This window comes from Crystallibacter permensis, from assembly GCF_025960875.1.
GTDB classification, from domain to species: domain Bacteria; phylum Actinomycetota; class Actinomycetes; order Actinomycetales; family Micrococcaceae; genus Crystallibacter; species Crystallibacter permensis.
In genome coordinates, this window is the sequence record NZ_JAODLR010000001.1 from 141,095 (window position 1) to 158,414 (window position 17,320).

Annotated in this window: 16 protein-coding genes; 8 read left to right on the top strand and 8 right to left on the bottom strand. The window is 67.1% G+C overall.

Annotated features, from left to right (window positions below; genetic code table 11):
- Positions 1 to 134: 134 nt before the first annotated feature.
- The 5 genes from B0G38_RS00635 to B0G38_RS00655 form a co-directional block, all read right to left on the bottom strand.
- Entirely contained in the window at positions 135 to 1,265 is a 1,131-nt protein-coding gene (locus B0G38_RS00635) for an LPXTG cell wall anchor domain-containing protein (RefSeq protein ID WP_264667642.1), read from the bottom strand.
- A 282-nt stretch (positions 1,266 to 1,547) separates the two neighbouring features.
- The gene (locus tag B0G38_RS00640; protein ID WP_264667643.1) at positions 1,548 to 1,967 is read right to left on the bottom strand and encodes a DUF3151 domain-containing protein; all 420 of its coding nucleotides are present in this window, start codon (positions 1,965 to 1,967) and stop codon (positions 1,548 to 1,550) included.
- Positions 1,968 to 3,044: a class II fructose-bisphosphate aldolase gene (gene fbaA, locus B0G38_RS00645; RefSeq protein ID WP_264667644.1), complete on the bottom strand. Its 1,077-nt coding sequence runs from the start codon at positions 3,042 to 3,044 to the stop codon at positions 1,968 to 1,970.
- Positions 3,045 to 3,084: 40 nt separating this feature from the next.
- A complete protein-coding gene (locus B0G38_RS00650) occupies positions 3,085 to 4,179 on the bottom strand; it encodes an FUSC family protein (RefSeq protein WP_264667645.1) in 1,095 nt (364 codons plus the stop codon).
- Positions 4,180 to 4,333: 154 nt separating this feature from the next.
- Positions 4,334 to 4,909, bottom strand: a complete 576-nt coding sequence (locus B0G38_RS00655) for a TrmH family RNA methyltransferase (protein WP_264667970.1) — start codon at positions 4,907 to 4,909, stop codon at positions 4,334 to 4,336.
- 266 nt (positions 4,910 to 5,175) lie between these two features.
- On the opposite strand from B0G38_RS00655, the gene B0G38_RS00660 reads away from it, so the two are divergent.
- On the top strand, positions 5,176 to 5,970 hold the full coding sequence (locus B0G38_RS00660; protein WP_264667646.1) for an HAD-IIA family hydrolase: 795 nt from the start codon (positions 5,176 to 5,178) through the stop codon (positions 5,968 to 5,970).
- A 4-nt stretch (positions 5,971 to 5,974) separates the two neighbouring features.
- Here B0G38_RS00660 and B0G38_RS00665 read toward each other — a convergent pair whose 3' ends face one another.
- The 3 genes from B0G38_RS00665 to B0G38_RS00675 form a co-directional block, all read right to left on the bottom strand.
- Complete coding sequence (locus tag B0G38_RS00665; RefSeq protein WP_264667647.1) at positions 5,975 to 6,985, bottom strand: alpha/beta hydrolase; 1,011 nt, start codon at positions 6,983 to 6,985, stop codon at positions 5,975 to 5,977.
- 39 nt (positions 6,986 to 7,024) lie between these two features.
- Positions 7,025 to 7,591: an orotate phosphoribosyltransferase gene (pyrE, locus tag B0G38_RS00670; RefSeq protein WP_264667648.1), complete on the bottom strand. Its 567-nt coding sequence runs from the start codon at positions 7,589 to 7,591 to the stop codon at positions 7,025 to 7,027.
- 220 nt (positions 7,592 to 7,811) lie between these two features.
- Positions 7,812 to 9,011, bottom strand: coding sequence for an ROK family transcriptional regulator (locus B0G38_RS00675; RefSeq protein WP_264667649.1), 1,200 nt, complete (start codon positions 9,009 to 9,011; stop codon positions 7,812 to 7,814).
- Between the two features lie 115 nt (positions 9,012 to 9,126).
- Between B0G38_RS00675 and B0G38_RS00680 the strand changes: the two genes are divergently transcribed.
- Genes B0G38_RS00680 through B0G38_RS00710 form a run of 7 tightly spaced genes read left to right on the top strand, consistent with a single transcriptional unit; the run spans position 9,127 to position 17,314 of the window.
- On the top strand, positions 9,127 to 10,788 hold the full coding sequence (locus B0G38_RS00680; RefSeq protein ID WP_264667650.1) for a sugar ABC transporter ATP-binding protein: 1,662 nt from the start codon (positions 9,127 to 9,129) through the stop codon (positions 10,786 to 10,788).
- Positions 10,785 to 11,837, top strand: coding sequence for an ABC transporter permease (locus B0G38_RS00685; RefSeq protein ID WP_264667651.1), 1,053 nt, complete (start codon positions 10,785 to 10,787; stop codon positions 11,835 to 11,837). Before B0G38_RS00680 ends, B0G38_RS00685 begins: the two co-directional genes overlap by 4 nt.
- Positions 11,834 to 12,940: an ABC transporter permease gene (locus tag B0G38_RS00690; RefSeq protein ID WP_264667652.1), complete on the top strand. Its 1,107-nt coding sequence runs from the start codon at positions 11,834 to 11,836 to the stop codon at positions 12,938 to 12,940. The genes B0G38_RS00685 and B0G38_RS00690 overlap by 4 nt, the downstream gene beginning before the upstream one ends.
- Before the next feature lie 30 nt (positions 12,941 to 12,970).
- A complete protein-coding gene (locus tag B0G38_RS00695) occupies positions 12,971 to 14,188 on the top strand; it encodes a substrate-binding domain-containing protein (protein ID WP_264667653.1) in 1,218 nt (405 codons plus the stop codon).
- Between the two features lie 42 nt (positions 14,189 to 14,230).
- Positions 14,231 to 15,082: a sugar phosphate isomerase/epimerase family protein gene (locus B0G38_RS00700; protein WP_264667654.1), complete on the top strand. Its 852-nt coding sequence runs from the start codon at positions 14,231 to 14,233 to the stop codon at positions 15,080 to 15,082.
- A gap of 24 nt (positions 15,083 to 15,106) precedes the next feature.
- Positions 15,107 to 16,288, top strand: a complete 1,182-nt coding sequence (locus B0G38_RS00705) for a Gfo/Idh/MocA family protein (protein WP_264667655.1) — start codon at positions 15,107 to 15,109, stop codon at positions 16,286 to 16,288.
- A gap of 30 nt (positions 16,289 to 16,318) precedes the next feature.
- On the top strand, positions 16,319 to 17,314 hold the full coding sequence (locus B0G38_RS00710) for a sugar phosphate isomerase/epimerase family protein (protein WP_264667656.1): 996 nt from the start codon (positions 16,319 to 16,321) through the stop codon (positions 17,312 to 17,314).
- Positions 17,315 to 17,320 lie beyond the last annotated feature (6 nt).

Here is a 17,320-nt window from a genome sequence, read left to right on the forward strand (position 1 = left end):
ACCTTTCAAAGCGGTCCAGCAGTCGATTCTACTGACCCGCAATGACGGTCCGGTTCAGCCGTCGCTCAAGAGTTCCAGCGGCGTCGGGCTGAAGGCTCCGGCGCCGCTGGGGCTCAGGTTCGCTCTGGCGACGTTCAGGCCATCCGGCGACGCAAGGCGACCATGGCGACGCCGAGAAGCAGCAATCCTGCTCCTCCCGTGGCCAGCCAGATGGTGCCCGAGGCGCCGGTCTCTGCCAGCTGTCCGGCCGGAGCTGCGGCAGGGGCGGCGGCACTTTCGGCTGGCTTCTGAGCCGGAACCAGTGCGGCCGGGGCTACCTCGACGCTTGCTGGGGAGACGGCCGGTGCAGGCTCGCCTGCCGGCGCAGCGGGGAAGGGCTCGTCCATCGGCCATTCTTCGAACCATAGGAACCATCCGTCCAAATCTCGAATGATGACTTCCGCGGCAGCCGGATCGGAGGCGCCAAGTTCGCGGATCAGGGCCTCCAGACCTTCCCGGTCTCCCGTTTCGAGGTAGTCAATCATGAGGTCAACCAGGTAGATCATGCCCTCGGACTCGAGGACACGGTCAATGTTCTCCTCCATCCAGCGGGCGACGGTCTCCTCGTCGCTGGCGGCGATGTCATCGGGGATATTAAAGTCGGCATGGGTCAGGGTTCGGTCGCCCACAACGATGGACTCGAAGCCAGCAGGAACCGGGGCCTGAGGTGCAGAGGGTTTGGGCGCCGCCGGGGTGCCTGGTTCAACAACCGGGGCAAGCTCACTTCCGCCGCCGGGCGCCGTTTCTGATTCTGGATCGGCCGGATCAGACACCGGAGCCTGCTCCTCCCCCGAGCCGCTGTCCGATGCGTCAACCGCGCCGTCGTCCAACGGAGCCGCTTCACCGGCGCCACCGTCAACATCCTCAGACGATTCCTCGACTGCCCCGGTGGGCGTCCCGCCGTCGTCGTTGGTCTCGGTTTCCTCCACGAGCACGGGAATCAGCGCGTCGGCCAGCAGCTCGTCCGCCGGCACCGGAGCAGGTGCGGGTTCGGACGGCACAATTTCGGTAGCCGGGGCCGGTTCCGTGGAAGGTGCAGTCGCGGTGGCAGGCGCAGCTTCCAGGTCAGTGGCAACCAGGTCCGCGGCGGGCGCGGGCGCGGTTTGTTCCGCGGCGGGCAGGCCTAACGGATCCTGTTGGTTGTCAGCCTGGGCCGGTGCGGCGCCGAGGGCGAGTGTGGCGGCAACGGCGCCGGTGAGCAGCGCTGAGCGCAGTCGTGATGTCACGTGGATGTCCTGTCCCCAACTTGGCTGTGCAGGCAGGGCAGCACTCGCGCCAATCCGATGAAATCCGCGCCCTGCGGCCGGCTTCATCCGGACCTAAGCAGAAATATAAGTGATCCGGGGCATATGCGCCAGTCGGAACGTTTTTCCCGCTGCGGCCCCTGTTAAACGAGTGGCGGGAACAGGGGCGCTTTACACGCCGCTGCTCCCGCCTTTTCTCCAGTTATTCGTCAGGCTGCTGCGTCAGACTGCTCAGGACAGCCCTCGGCCGGCAACCGGCAAGCCTCAGAAAGCCTCGATGGCAGCCTTCGCCTCGGGGTCCGATTCGTTCAGGAACTTGTCGATCCGGGCTACTTCCTCGTCCTCACCGATGGCTGCGGCAGCGCGGCCCAGCGCATACAGGGCGCGCAGGAAGCCGCGGTTCGGCTCGTGCTCCCAGGGGATGGGCCCGGCGCCCTTCCAGCCGGCCCGACGCAGTGAGTCCAGGCCGCGGTGGTAGCCCACACGGGCGAAGGCGTAGGACTCGATGGTCCGGCCCTCGCCGTAGGCCTCATCGGCCAGGATGGCCCAAACCAATGACGACGTCGGGTGCTTGGCTGCGAGGTCAAGGGCCTCGTCGCCGGCATCCAGGCGCGTCAGGACTTCGGTTTCCTCGGGCAGCTTCGTGGCGTCCGGGCCCAGCAGGTTCTTGCGGAACTCGGCCATCTACTTCACGGACTTTCCGGCCGAACCCAGCCGCTGGGCGGCCTCGACCACACGGGCTGCCATACTCTTCTCGGCAGCGGCACCCCAGACGCGCGGGTCATAGGCCTTCTTGTTGCCAACGTCGCCGTCCACCTTGAGGACGCCGTCGTAATTTGAAAGCATGTGGCCGGCAACCGGGCGGGTGAACGCGTACTGGGTGTCCGTGTCGACGTTCATCTTGATCACGCCGTAGGAGACGGCGTCCGCGATTTCCTGCTCGGAGGAGCCGGAGCCGCCGTGGAAGACCAGGTCGAACGGCTTCTCCTTGCCGATCTTCCCGCCGACCTCGTCCTGGATCTGCTTGAGCAGCTCGGGGCGCAGCTTCACGCCGCCGGGCTTGTAGACGCCGTGCACGTTGCCGAAGGTCAGGGCGGTGATGTAGCGGCCCTTTTCGCCGGCGCCGAGCGCCTCGATGGTCTTCAGGCCGTCGTCGACCGTGGTGTAGAGCTTCTCGTTGATCTCGTTCTCGACGCCGTCTTCCTCGCCGCCGACCGTGCCGATCTCGACCTCGAGGATCATCTTGGCCGCGGCGGTGCGGGCCAGCAGTTCCTCGGCGATGCGGAGGTTGTCTTCCAGGGTCTCGGCCGAGCCGTCCCACATGTGGGAGTTGAAGATCGGGTCCTCGCCGCGCTTGACGGCGGCTTCGGATTCAGCGAGCAGCGGCAGCACAAAGCCGTCCAGCTTGTCCTTCGGGCAGTGGTCGGTGTGCAGCGCAACGTTGATCGGGTACTTCTTGGCAACCTCGCGGGCAAACGCCGCAAAGCCGAGGGAACCGGCGACCATGTCCTTGACCCCTGCGCCGGACCAGTAGGCGGCGCCGCCGGTGGACACCTGGATAATGCCGTCCGAGCCCGCGTCCGCGAAGCCCTGCAGCGTGGCGTTCAGCGTCTGCGAAGAGGTGACGTTGATGGCGGGGTAGGCGAAGCCGCCGCTCTTGGCGCGGTCAATCATCTCGGTATAGATCTCAGGGGTTGCAATAGGCATGCGGACTCCTTGATAGATAAGTGAGTTCTCGAGGGAGGTGGCCTCTGCCTCCATCCTATCCAGTCGGCCCGCGCACCGGGCCAAACGGATAGGTCTATGAAGCCGCAGTGAGGTCCTGCCGGTCGCGCGATTCCCCCGGATCCGGCGCCGCAGCAGCCCGCTGCGCGCGGACGGCAACCACCACGAGGATGCCGATCGCCGCTCCCACCAGCGTCTCCACACCGCGCTCCGTGACCAGCAGCAGCGGGTCCTCCGGGAACGCAAGCTGCGTCATCAGCAGAATGACCGGCGTGAAGGACACCATGGCCAGCCCGTAATGCCGGGTCATGAACAGTTCGGTGGTGAATTGGAAAATGATCACGAGGATGGCCAGGACGGCGGCTTCCTGGCCGGGAAAGAACTGCAGCGGTGAGGCGGGGCCAGGAAAAAGTACGACGGCGACAATCGCCAGCCCGAGGAATGTGCCGACAATCCGGTGAAGTCCGCGATGGACGCTGCTGGGCAGGTCGGCGCCGGCCAACGGTACGGCGGCCGCGGCCATGGCCCAGTGCGGATGCCCGCTTCCGCTGAGGACCCCGATGGCTCCGGCGGCGCCGACGGCCAGTATGTAGCGTGCGGCGTGCACCATGGTCTTCTGCCGGCCCAAGGGTGCGGCGGCGCGCATGGTTGCCGGGTTCCAGGCGCGCTGCCGTATCCAGCCGCCGAAACCGACCGCGATGGAGAACGCGGCCGATCCGGCGCAAATCAGTACCGCCGCCAGCATCGGAATGGTGGTGGGGACCGAGGCGCAGGCGCCCAAGGCCAGGATGCCGAAGAACGGCCCGTTCGGCCGGAGCCGCAGCCTGTCGGCCACCATGGACCCGACTCCCGCGAGCAGGGCTTCAACGAGCACCAGCCCCCAGGAATGGATGTGGGCGACCGAGAGCAGGACCCCAACGGCCACGCCGGACAGGAGGAACAAGGCCGCCTGCGTCTGGTGTTTCAGCCGGAGCTGGTGGGACTCATTCCTGCCGTACATCCCCGTCAGCGCCCCGAAGACGGCGTAGATGATCAGGTCGGGCCGCCCCAGGAACAGCAGGGCGAGCGACGGCACGGCCACGCTGACCGCCACACGAAATGCCGCCAGATGATCGTTGCTGGCCGGGCCGAGGGAATGCAGCGTGCGGACATGGCGCCTGACCAGCTTCACCCGCACATCCCCTCATTGAACCAACTATCGGAAGTTAGCAGAGCGGACGGCGGTCCCCTATCGGCCCGTCACACAAGGCCCCAAAGCGACACAAAGCGGCCTGCCACGTGCCCTGGATGTGGCGGGCTGTGTTCCGGGTGCGCGGGCAAAATCCCTAAACGTGCTGGGCGAAGACGTGGCGGCGGACCCACGCATGCATGGCGATGGCCGCCGCGGCCGAGGCGTTGATGGACCGGGTGGAGCCGAACTGCGCAATGGAGAGCGTGGCATCGGCCACCTCGTGGACCTCCGCGGTCAGGCCGGGGCCTTCCTGGCCGAACACCAGCACGCAGTTTTCCGGCAGGTCGTAGGTTTCCAGCGGCACCGAGTCGGGGAAGTTATCGATCCCGATCACCCGCAGCCCCTCCTCCTGCGCCCAGGAGACGAAGTCTTCCACCGTGGGGTGGTGGCGGACGTGCTGGTAGCGGTCGGTGACCATGGCACCCCGGCGGTTCCACCGCCGTCGTCCGATAATGTGCACTTCCTTGGCCAGGAAGGCGTTGGCGCAGCGCACCACGGAGCCGATGTTCAGGTCATGCTGCCAGTTCTCAATGGCCACGTGGAAGTTGTACCGGCGGGAATCCAGCTCCGCCACGATCGCCTCGTGCTTCCAGTAGCGGTACTCGTCCACCACGTTGCGGGTGTCCCCGTGGGCCAGCAGCTCCGGATCCCAGTGCTCGCCCTCCGGCAGCGGGCCTTCCCACGGACCGACGCCTACCGCCGGGACATCCGGCCCGGTTTCAACGGCCGCGGCGGCAGCATTCCCGGAGTCATTCTCGGAGTCCGCGGCTGGTGCGGCCACGGTGAGCTGGTTGTTCGTCTCTTCCACCTCTCAAGGGTAGGTGACAGACTAAGGCCAGCCGCAAAGCGCGTACCGGGCACCGGGCACGCACCGCCCCTACCGAGCACCAACTGAACATTATCCAGTCCCAGCGAGCACCAAGGAGTCTTGCATCTATGGCCAAAGCGGAGAGCCGAAAGCCAGCCGACATCGAGTGCTGGCTGACGGATATGGACGGCGTGCTGGTTCACGAGAATTCGGCCATTCCGGGTGCCGCCGAGCTGATCCAGCGCTGGGTGGACACCTCGCGGCGCTTCCTCGTGCTGACCAACAACTCCATCTACACACCCCGTGACCTGGCGGCGCGGCTGCACCAGTCCGGCCTGGAGGTGCCCGAGGAGAACATCTGGACCTCGGCGCTGGCCACTGCGGAGTTCGTCAAGGACCAGATGCCCGGCGCGCGCGTCTATGTCATCGGCGAGGCGGGATTAACGACGGCGCTGCACGCCGCGGGCTTCATCCTGACCGACCAGGACCCCGACTACGTGCTGCTGGGCGAAACCCGGACGTACTCGTTCGAGGCCATCACCAAGGCCATCCGGCTCATCGTGGACGGCGCGCGGTTCATCGCAACCAACCCCGACGCCACCGGCCCGTCGCGGGAAGGGCTGATGCCGGCGACTGGCGCCGTTGCTGCCCTGATCAGTAAGGCTACCGGCCGCGCCCCGTACGTGGTGGGCAAGCCGAACCCGATGATGTTCCGTTCCGCGATGAACCAGATCGAGGCCCACTCGGAGACCACCGCCATGATCGGGGACCGAATGGACACCGACATCATCGCGGGCATGGAGGCAGGCCTGCACACGGTCCTGGTCTATACCGGCATTACCCGGCCCGAGGACGTTTCCGCGTTTCCGTTCCGCCCGAACCAGACGCTCAAGTCCGTGGCGGATCTGCTCCCCCAGCTATAGAAAATCAGAAGACCATCCGCCGGCCCCCGCCGCCCGGCAGCGGGAAGTACTCCTTCTCCACCTTCAGGATCAGCGGCTGGTAGACACCCGGGTTCCACTGCGGCGAGGCATGCGCCGGCACGGCGCCTGCGGTCACCAGATCGGCGGTGAGCAGGCACGAGGAGTAGTTCACGCTCCAGCTGCGGCGGGCGGTGTTGTAGTCCACGGTGCCGTCGCCCGGGTTGCCCATCCAGGAAACCATGGTGTCTCCGATGCTGTTCTGGAAACGCTTGGCATCGAAGTGGTAAATGTACGAGGATTGGGACTGGATCAGCGTGCTGGAGACGGCCAGCGGGGAGAGCTGCTCCAAGGTCTGGTCCATGATCTGGCGCCAGCTGCGCTCATCCTTGTGCACAATCCGCTCGCCCAGTTCGTAGGTGCCGCGGAGGTAGCTGGGCACGCGGTAACCCGCCTCGTAGAAGAACACCACGCTCTCGAACATGGCGCGGTCCAGCACGTCGAACCGGCTGTACGGGGTGCAGTCCATCATGATCAGTTCAACCGGGATGCCCTTGGCCAGCATGCGAGCGGTCATTTCCACCGCCACCATCCCGCCGAAGCTGTGCCCGTAGAAGTAGAGCTTCTCCAGCCCGTGCTCTGCGACGTGCTGCTCCAGCACCTCGGCCAAATGCTGCAGATCCAGGCCGCGGTTGGAATACCCTGCCATTGCCATCTGACCGCGTTGGGTCAAAGCCGGGCGCAGCGAGTTCAGGATGAACAGGCCTTCTTCCCAACTGGTCTTGTAACCGGGGAACAGGACCCAGCTGGTCTTCGGGAAGCGTGTTTCGGCGTATTCGTCCGGGAGCGTGAGGATCTGCGGCAGTTCACGCTGCTCCTGGATGGCCCGCGTGACCGTCAGATCGGCCGCGGTGGCGAGACCGAAGGCGGCACTGACCAGGAACGAGCGCCGCGAGACACGATGCATTCCGGCGGCCAGTCTCAGCTGGTGGGCGTGCTCGCTGTCATGGATGTTCATTGTGCCGCCGGCCCGGCGCGTTGGCCGGGCCTCCCGGGCCTATTCCAGGCCCAGTTCGTCCTTGCCGAAGACGAACAGGTACGGGACGCCGGCTTCCTTTTCGATCCGTTCCTTGGCGCCGGTGTCCCTGTCGACGATGACGGCAACGGCCCTGACCTCGCCACCGGCGTTGCGTACGCCTTCCACCGCGGTCAGCGCGGAACCGCCCGTGGTCGAGGTGTCTTCCAGCACGACGACGCCGCGGCCTGAAACACCCGGCCCTTCAACCTGGCGGCCCATGCCGTAGGACTTCTGCGCCTTGCGGACCACAAACGCGTCGACGGCGCGGCCTGCATCCGCCGCTGCGTGCATGACCGCGGTACCGACGGGGTCGGCGCCCATGGTCAGGCCGCCGGCGGTTTCGAATTCGATGCCGGCCTCATCGAGCATGCCGAGCATGACCTTGCCGACCAGCCGGGAGGCTTCGTGGTGCAGGGTGACGCGGCGCAGATCAATGTAGTAGTCCGCTTCGGCACCGCTGGAGAGGGTCACCTTTCCACGGACGACGGCGAGTTCTTTGATCAGTTCGAGCAGGCGGGCGCGGTCGTCCGCGGAAGTCTGGGTCATGGGCACCAGTGTAGTAGGCGGGCGTGGAGCGGCGGATTCGAGAGACGTAGGCCACTGCGCCTACGCTTTCGAGCCCATGTTTCGTTTTCCACACCCGTATGGTTCTGCGGATTTTGGTGGCTAAACATGGACAGATACGCCTGAACATGGGCTCGAAGCCGGGAATCGCCCTGGCTGCAGGGTAGTTAGCGTCCGGGAAGCCCAGCGGCGTGAACGACGCTCAGCGCGCGGCGGCTTCGATGGCCTCCGGCGAAAGCACGTGGCTGATCGCGAGCGAGGCCGCCCCCACCACCCCGGCCCGCTGGCCGGCGACCGAGGGCGCGATCCGCAGATGCTCGGTAGCCAGCGGCAGCGAGCGCCGGTAGACCACCTCGCGGATTCCGGCCAGCAGGTGCTCGCCGGCCTGGGCCAGGCTGCCGCCGATCACGATCACGGACGGGTTGATCAGGTTCACGCAGGTCGCCAGCACGTCGCCGATGTCCCGCCCGGCCTGCCGCACAACTTGGATCGCCTGCAGGTCCCCTGCCCGGACCAGGTCGATCACGTCCTGGCTCGTCGACGCCGTCCGGCCTTCCCCCGAGAGCACGGCGGCGAGCGCGGGACCGCCGGCGAGCGCTTCGAGGCAGCCGGTGTTGCCGCAGCGGCACTGTACGTCTTCACCCCGCGGAACCCTCACGTGCCCCAGGTCCCCGGCCGTCCCCTGCGCGCCGCGCTGCAGCTGCCCGTTGGAGATGATCCCGGCACCGATGCCCGTTGCCACCTTGATGAACATCAGTTCCGGCACCTCGGCCCAGGCGGTCGCCTGCTCGCCGAGCGCCATGATGTTCACGTCGTTGTCCACCAGCACGGGCACGTCGAAATGCCGCTGCACCAGCCCCGGCACATCCACGCGGTCCCAGCCGGGCATGATCGGCGGATTGATGGGCCTGCCGGTGTCGTGCTCCACCGGTCCGGGTAGCCCGATGCCGATCGCGCCCAGTTCCCGCGCCTGGCGTCCGGCTGCCTCAAGCAAGCGGCCCACCGCCGCGGCGAGCCACCCGAGCACCTCGTCCGGCCCGGCAGCGATGTTCAGGGCGGCACGTTCCTCAGCCAGAACGGTGCCCGCCAGGTCGGTGAGGATGACCAAGGCATGCGTGGCACCCAGGTCCGCGCCGACTACCACCCGCGCGCCGGAATTCAAGGCAAACAACGACGGCGGCCTGCCGCCGGTGGAGACCGCCCCGCCGTACGGCGCGATAAAGCCAAGCTTCATCAGGGTGTCCACCCGCAGGGCCACGGTGGATCTGGCCAGGCCGGTCAGCTGCGCCAGCTCGGCCCGGGTCCGCGGCTGTCCGTCGCGCAGCAATTGGAAAACGTCGCTGGCGCCGGGAGCCGGAAGGGCTGCGTTTCGCGGCGGAGAAGCCACCTGGGGGTTCGACACACTTTCAGTAAAGCATGCAGTACTTACGTTCGTCTCTACTCGACTAATAAATGTTTTCCGCACAACTTTTGCCAGACTATCGACAGAAGTGTGTGAGCCATGCCACTCTTGGAGCGTGGGTGAAATCATCAGCAAACATGCCGGTCCCGGTGCCCTGTCGTCGCCGGCAGGAAGCGGTCCCGTCAGGCCGGGAGCCGGCCCCGTTCTGGAAGTCCGCGGACTGACCAAGAGCTTCTTCGGCATTCCCGTGCTCGAGGACGCCGCGCTGAAACTCCACGCCGGGGAAGTCCACGGGCTGGTCGGCGAAAACGGCGCCGGCAAGTCCACCCTGATGAAAGTCCTCGCCGGCGTCTACCAGCGCGACACCGGCACCGTCCTGTTGGACGGCAAAGAGGTCCACTTCAGCCACCCCACCCAGGCGCACGAAGCGGGCCTCTCCACGGTCTTCCAGGAGTTCAACCTGCTGCCGGACCGCACCGTGGCCGAAAACATCTACCTCGGCCGGGAACCGCGCAAGGGACTGCTGGTCAACAAAGCCAGAATGAACGCGACCACCGCCGAGCTGCTCGAGTCCCTGGGCATCACCAGCATCAAGCCGACGACGGCGGTGCGTTCCCTTTCCGTGGCCGAGCAGCAGATCGTGGAAATCGCCAAGGCCATCAGCTACGACGCGCGCATCATCTCCATGGATGAGCCGACCGCGGCACTGGCCGGACCGGAAGTGGAACTGCTCTACCAGATTGTGCGCCGGCTGCAGGAACGCGGAACCGCCATCCTCTACGTCTCCCACCGGCTGCGCGAGATTTTCGATCTGTGCGACACCATCACGGTGCTCAAGGACGGACGCATTGTCGATACCCGCCCCGCGGCGGAGCTCGACGACGCCGCCCTCGTCCGCCTCATGGTCGGACGCCCGATCTCCGCCTACTTCCCGGACAAACTACCCCGCGACGAGGCCGACGAGCCGCTGACCGAGACCCCGCTGCTGGCATTGGACAACGCCGGCAACGACCAGCTGGATGGCATCAGCCTGAGCATCGCCCCCGGCGAGATCGTCGGCGTCGCCGGGCTTCAGGGCTCGGGCCGGACGGAGCTGGTCCAGGGGATCTTCGGCGCGGCCCCGTTCACCCGGGGCACCATGCGGCTGGACGGCACTGAGCTGCTGCCCAAGTCGCCACGGCAGGCTATCCGGGCCCGGATCGCGCTGATCACCGAGGACCGCAAGGCTGAGGGCCTGAGCCTGAACCAGTCCATCCTGGACAACGCGCTGGGCGTGATCCGCTCCGTCTTTCCGCGCAGCACCGGCGGGGTCAAGCAGGACATCCCCGGCGTGTTCTCCGCGCTGGAAGTCATCGCGCGGGACCTGGACCAGGAGGTGCAGTACCTCTCCGGCGGCAACCAGCAGAAGGTGGTGCTGGCCAAGTGGCTCGCCATCAGCCCCCGCGTGGTCCTGCTGGACGAGCCCACCCGCGGCATCGACGTCGGCGCCAAGATCGCGGTCTACCGGCTGATGCGCCAGCTTGCGGCCGAGGACAAGGCCGTCCTCATGGTCTCCAGTGAACTGCCCGAGGTCATCGGCATGTCCGACCGCATCATCGTCATGCGGGACGGCCGCATCGCCGGGGAACTGCCCGCCGGCGCCACCGAAGAACAGATCCTCCAGCTCGGCACCGGCGCGCGGCCGGCGGCAAACAGCACAAATAACGACGACGGCGCCGGCGGGACCAATGGAAGTGTCCGTCCCGAGGAAAGCAACGGAACCGGGGAGAACGCATGAACAAGGCCCGCGGCGACGGCAGCATCTTCAGCCGGCTGTCCTCCACCCACATCGTCTACCTGGTCGCGCTGCTGACCCTCGCCGTCGGATCCGTCCTGGTGGCCACCGCGGGACGCAGCTTCTTCAGCCCCGGCAATATCTCCAGCATCCTCACCGGCACCAGCGTGCTGGGCTTCATCGCGATCGGGCAGACCCTGGTCATCCTGGTCGGCAGTCTTGACCTGTCCGTTCCGTACGTCACCAGCCTGGCCAGCCTGATCGCCGCGGGAGTCATGGCGAACAACAGCGCCAACATACTCGCCGGGGTACTGCTGGCCCTGGGCGTTTCGGCGGTAATCGGCCTGTTCAACGGGCTCATCGTTTCCGGCCTGAAGGTCCATGGCTTCATCGCCACCCTCGGCATGGGGCTGATCATCAGCGGCTTCCTGGCCACTAACTTCAAGGGCAGCTTCGGCCAGACGCCGTTTTCGTTCCGGCTGGTCGGTGCCACCGGATTGGGCCCGGTGCCCATATCCACGCTGATCATGCTGGCCTGCGCCGCCCTGGCCATGCTGCTGCTCCACCGCACCCGCGTAGGCCACCAGATCTACGCCGTCGGCGGGAATCCCAACGTGGCGAGGATGTCAGGCATCCGCATCCAGACGCCGGTCATCACCGCCCACGTCATCTGCTCGGTCATGGCCGGCATGGCGGGGCTGCTGCTGGCCAGCAGGCTCGGCGTCGGCAGCCCCACCGTCGGCTCGCAGGGCGGCTACGACCTGCTGTCCATCGCCGCGGTAGTGCTCGGCGGCACGCTGCTGGCCGGCGGCAAGGGCAGCATCACCGGCACCCTCGGGGGCGTCCTGATCTTCGCCATGATGGACAACATTATGTCGGTCATGCAGGTCAATCCGTTCCTCAAGGACGTGGTCCGCGGGATCGTGATCGTGGTGGCCGTGGCGGTCTATGCGCGGCGCAGGATTGTGAACCGGCCACCGCGCTTCGGGCACGACGGACACAGCCGGCAGGAAATGCCCGGCACCGAGGAAACCCAGGAGGTGCGGGCATGAGCCGGACCCTGACTCCCAGCGACCGCAGCGCCGTGCTGCAGCAGAACCGGGCCGGCCGGGGCGAACGCTTCCTGCGGGCTCTGCGCACCCCCGGCGGCGCCGTCTTCGTCCTGCTGGTCGCCCTGCTGGCGGCCATCATCGCGGTCAACCCGTCCTTCGGGGAACCCGATTCCTTCATCCGCTTCATCGGCCGCACCGCGCCCATCGCCATCGCCGCCATCGGGCAGTACTTCGTCATCGTCTCCGGCGAGTTCGATCTGTCCATGGGCTCCGTAGTCACCATGCAGGTGATCACCGCCGGCAACCTCATCGGGGACGACGACGCCAAGGTCATCCCGGTGCTGCTGCTGATGTTCGCGCTGGGGGCTTTCATCGGGCTGGTCAACGGCCTGGTCACCACGCTGCTGCGGGTGCCGAGCTTCATCGTCACCCTGGGCATGATGCTGGCCTTGCTGGGGCTGGTGCTGTTCTGGACCGGCGGCGCCGCGCAGGGCAATCCGGCGGACAGCTTCCGGCAGATCGGCCGCGGCGGCATCGAGGGTGTGCCCGTGCTGGGGGTCATCCCCTATCCGGTGATCATCCTGGCCGCGGTGGCCGCGCTGGCCTTCTGGCTGATGCGCCGGCCCTACGGCCGCACGCTGATCGCCGCCGGCGACAACCCGACGGCGGCAGCGCTGACGGGTGCCCCGGTGTGGTGGGTCAAGACCCGCGCCTTCATGCTCTCCTCGCTGGCCGCCACCGTTTCCGGAATCCTGCTGGTCGGCTATGCCGGTGTCCACCCGTCCGTAGGGCGAGGTTATGAGTTCACGGCGATCACCGCCGTCGTACTTGGTGGTGTTGTCCTCGGCGGCGGACGCGGCTGGGTGCTCTCCGCCGCGGCCGGCGCGTTTGCGCTGGAGTCGCTGTTCACGCTGCTGAATTTCGTCGGCGTGCAGTCGACCTGGCGGGACAGCGTGCAGGGCGCCATCATCATCGTCGCCGTGGCGGCCGCCGCCAAGACCTGGCAGCGCAAACGCAAGGGCACGGCAGCGCCCGCGCAGGAAGCGCAGCCACCGAAAAAGGCCAAACAATCCGAACATCACAACGGCACCACCGCCCGCTGAGGGCACCGAACAGGGAGGAAACAGATACTGATGCGCAATCAAAGTATCCGTACCGCGGTTACGCTCGCAGCGGCAACATCGTTGCTGGCGCTGGCCGCCTGCACCACCGATCCATCCGTGACCGAGGACCCGGGCGGCAGTGCGGCGGCGTCGCCGGAAGCCACGGAGCAGGAGTGGTTTGACCAGGCGCTCTACGACGAACAGTTCGAACAGCGTACGGCGGACTTCGTGGGGGATCCGGAGAAGCCGTACCTGCAGTACATCGCCGGCGAGATGAAGGACACCTCGGACCTCGCCGTGGAGGGCGCGCAGAAGGTCTGCTTCGCCAACGCCTCCATCTCCAACCCATGGCGGCAGACCGGCTGGATCACCATGAACCAGCAGCTCAAGGTGCTGCAGGACTCCGGCGTGATCTCCGAGATGGAGACCCGCGACGCGAAGGACAACGACAACACGCAGATCGCGGACATCGACTACTTCATCAAGGAAGGCAACTGCGACGCGTTCATCATCTCGCCCAACTCCACCGCGGCCCTGACGCCCGCCGTGGAGCGCGCCTGCGACACCGGCAAGCCCGTGGTGGTCTTCGACCGCGGCGTGGAAACGGACTGCGCCACCACCTTCATCCACCCGATCGGCGGCTTCGCCTGGGGCATCGACAGCGCGACGTTCCTCTCCGAGCGGCTGCAGGAGGGCGACAAGGTAGTGGCCCTGCGCATCCTGCCCGGCGTGGACGTGCTGGAACACCGCTGGGCCGCCGCGGAGAAGATCTTCACCGAAAACGGGATCGAGGCCACGGACTACTTCACCGGCGCCGATCCCACCGAAATCAAGAAGATCATCTCGGACGAACTGGCCACCGGAGACGTCCAAGGTATCTGGATGGATGCCGGCGACGGTGCCGTGGCCGCCATCGAGGCGTTCGAGGACGCGGGCAAGGACCTGCCGGTGATGACCGGCGAGGACGAGATGAGCTTCCTGCGCAAGTGGAAGGAAACCGGAATCGACGCGCTGGCCCCGGTCTACTCCAACTTCCAGTGGCGCACACCGCTGCTGGCGCTGGAGAAGATCTTCAAGGGCGAGGAAGTCCCGGCCGAGTGGGTGCTGCCGCAGGAGCCCATCCCCGCGGATGAACTCGACCAGTGGCTGGAGCTCAACGAGGGCATGCCGGACGGCCACTACGCCAAGTTCGGCGGCGAGGACCTGCCGGGCTACCCGGAGGTCTGGCAGGAACGCCAGATGCCCTGACCACAAAACCAGCACCATCCAGAACAGCAAAGGAGGCAGGATATGACGGACCGGCTCATCGGAGTGAACACCTGGGTGTGGGACTCCCCGCTGACCGACGCCAACCTGCCTCCTTTGCTGGAGAAGATCGCTGCGCTGGGCTTCGGCGCGGTGGAGCTGCCGCTGGAAAACGCGGGCGACTTCACCGCCGCAACTGCCCGCCAGGCACTTGCGGCGACCGGCCTGAAGCCCTTCATTGTGGGGGCGATGGCGCCGGGGCGGGACCTCGTCGCGGCCGACGCCGCGACCGTTGCAGCAACACAGGACTACCTCGCCGCCTGCATCAAGATGGCGTACGACGTCGGGGCGCCGGCTGTGTGCGGACCGTTCTACTCCGCCACGGGGAGAGTTTGGCGGCTGACCGAGGCCGAGCGGGCCGGGGCGTACCGCGAGCTGCGCCGCAATCTGGCGCCGCTCGCTGCCCAGGCGGCGGAGGCCGGCGTCGTAATTGGTATTGAACCGCTGAACCGGTACGAGACCTCGCTGGTCAATACCGTGGAGCAGGCGCTGGACGCGCTGGGACCGCTGCTGGGCCACGGCGTGGGGCTGGCACTGGACAGCTACCACCTGAACATCGAGGAACGGTCCAGCGCCGCGGCCATCCGCGCGGCCTGCGTTCACCTGGTGCATCTGCAGGTCTGTGGCAATGACCGCGGGGCGCCGGGCGGAGACCAGACCAACTGGCCGGAACTGGTGAAGGCGCTGGACGACGTCGGGTACACCGGCCCGCTGAATATCGAGAGTTTTACCGCGGATAACGCCGCCATCGCCACGGCCGCGTCCATCTGGCGTCCGCTGGCGCCGAGCCAGGACCGGCTGGCCGCGGACGGCCTGGCCTTTCTGCGCGGGCTGTGACCGCACCTGAGAAGAGGAAAAGAGATGACCGCAACCGTCCCGGATCCCGCTCCGGCGCCCTCCCCTGCCCCGGCCACCCCTGCGGCTCCGTTGGGAGTAGCCGTGCTGGGGTATTCGTTCATGGGCAAGGCTCATTCGAATGCCTGGCGCAACGTGGGCGCATTCTACGACACTCCCCCGGTGACCCGGCAGGTGCTGGTGGGACGGGACCAGGACCAGCTGAGTGCGGCCGCGCAACGCTACGGCTGGGCGGAAACCTCCACCGACTGGCGCGCGGTGCTGGCGCGGGACGATGTGCAGATTGTGGACATCTGCACGCCCGGGCATCTGCACGCCGAACAGGCCATCGCGGCGCTGGAAGCGGGCAAGCACGTGCTGGTGGAAAAGCCGCTGGCCAACTCGGTGGCCGAGGCCGAAAAGATGGCCGCCGCCGCCCGGGAGGCCGCCACCCGGGGCGTCATCGCGATGACCGGTTTCACCTACCGGCGGATTCCGGCCCTGGTGCTGGCGCGGCAGCTGATCTCGGACGGGAAGCTGGGGAAGATCCGGCAGGTGCGCATCGCTTACCTGCAGGACTGGCTCGCCGACGAGGCCGCGCCGATGACCTGGCGGCTGCGCAAGGAAACGGCCGGCTCCGGCGCCATGGGGGACCTCGCCTCGCATGCCGTGGACCAGGTGCAGTTCCTGCTCGGCGAGCGCGCGAACAGCGTCTCCGCCACCATCAACACCTTTGTTCCGCAGCGCCCCGGCCCCGACGGCCCGGAGCCGGTAACCGTGGACGATGCCGCCTGGGCCACCCTCCGGATGCCCTCCGGCGCCGTGGCCAGCGTGGAGGTCAGCAGGTTCGCCACCGGCCGGCGCAACGCATTGGAGATCGAGGTCTACGGCTCGGGCGGGCACCTGCGCTTCGACCTGGAGAACCTGAACGAACTGCATTATTACGACGCCGGGGCGCCGGCAACGCTGCAGGGTTCGGCTCGGATTCTGGTCACCGACGCGGACCACCCCTACCTAAACGCCTGGTGGCCGCCCGGACACATCCTCGGCTGGGACCACGCCTTCACCTCGCAGGCGGCGGACTTCCTGACCGCCATCCGGACCGGCACCCCGCCCGCGGCGTCCTTCGAGGACGGGCTAGCCGTGCAGCGGGTGCTCGACGCGATGGAGCGCAGCGCCGCGCAGGCGAGCACCGCCGTCGTTATTTGATCCTTTAGTCCTGACAGAAAGCGAGCAGCCATGGCACGCAACTACACCCTCTTCACCGGCCAGTGGGCGGACCTGCCCTTCGAAAAGGTGGCCGAGCTGGCCGCCGGCTGGGGTTACGACGGCCTGGAGATCGCCGTGTCCGGGGACCATCTGGACGCGTGGCGCTGGGACGACGACGCCTATATCCAGGACCGGCTGGATATCCTCGCGCGCAACGGGCTGCAGGTCTGGGCGATCTCCAACCACTTGAAGGGGCAGGCGGTGTGCGATGACCCGATCGACTTCCGGCACCGTGACATCGTCGGCCCGCGGGTCTGGGGCGACGGCGACCCGCAGGGCGTCCGCGAGCGCGCCGCGGAGGAAATGAAGCTCACCGCACGGCTGGCCCAGAAGCTCGGCGTGAAGACCGTGGTGGGGTTCACCGGCTCGTCCATCTGGCAGTACATGGCGATGTTCCCGCCGGTGCCGGCCGAGGTAATCGAGGCCGGCTACCGGGACTTCGCCGACCGCTGGAACCCGATCCTGGACGTGTTCGACGAGTGCGGAGTCCGGTTCGCGCACGAGATCCACCCGTCCGAAATCGCGTACGACTACTGGTCCACGGTGCAGGCGCTGGAGGCGATCGGCCACCGCGAGGCCTTCGGGATCAACTGGGACCCCAGCCACATGATGTGGCAGGACATCGACCCGGTCTCGCTGATCTGGGACTTCAAGGACCGGATCTACCATGTGGACTGCAAAGACACGAAGCTGCGGATCACCGGCCGCAACACCCGGCTGGGCTCGCACCTGCCGTGGGGCGATCCGCGCCGCGGCTGGGACTTCGTCTCGGCCGGACGGGGCGATGTGCCATGGGAAGCCAGCTTCCGGGCCCTGAACGCCATCGGCTACGACGGCCCGATCAGCGTGGAATGGGAGGACGCCGGGATGGACCGGCTGCGCGGCGCGCCGGAAGCCCTAGCCTTCCTGAAGCAGTTCGACTTCACCCGGCCCGAGGCTTCCTTCGACTCCGCCTTCAAGCAGTGACGGGCA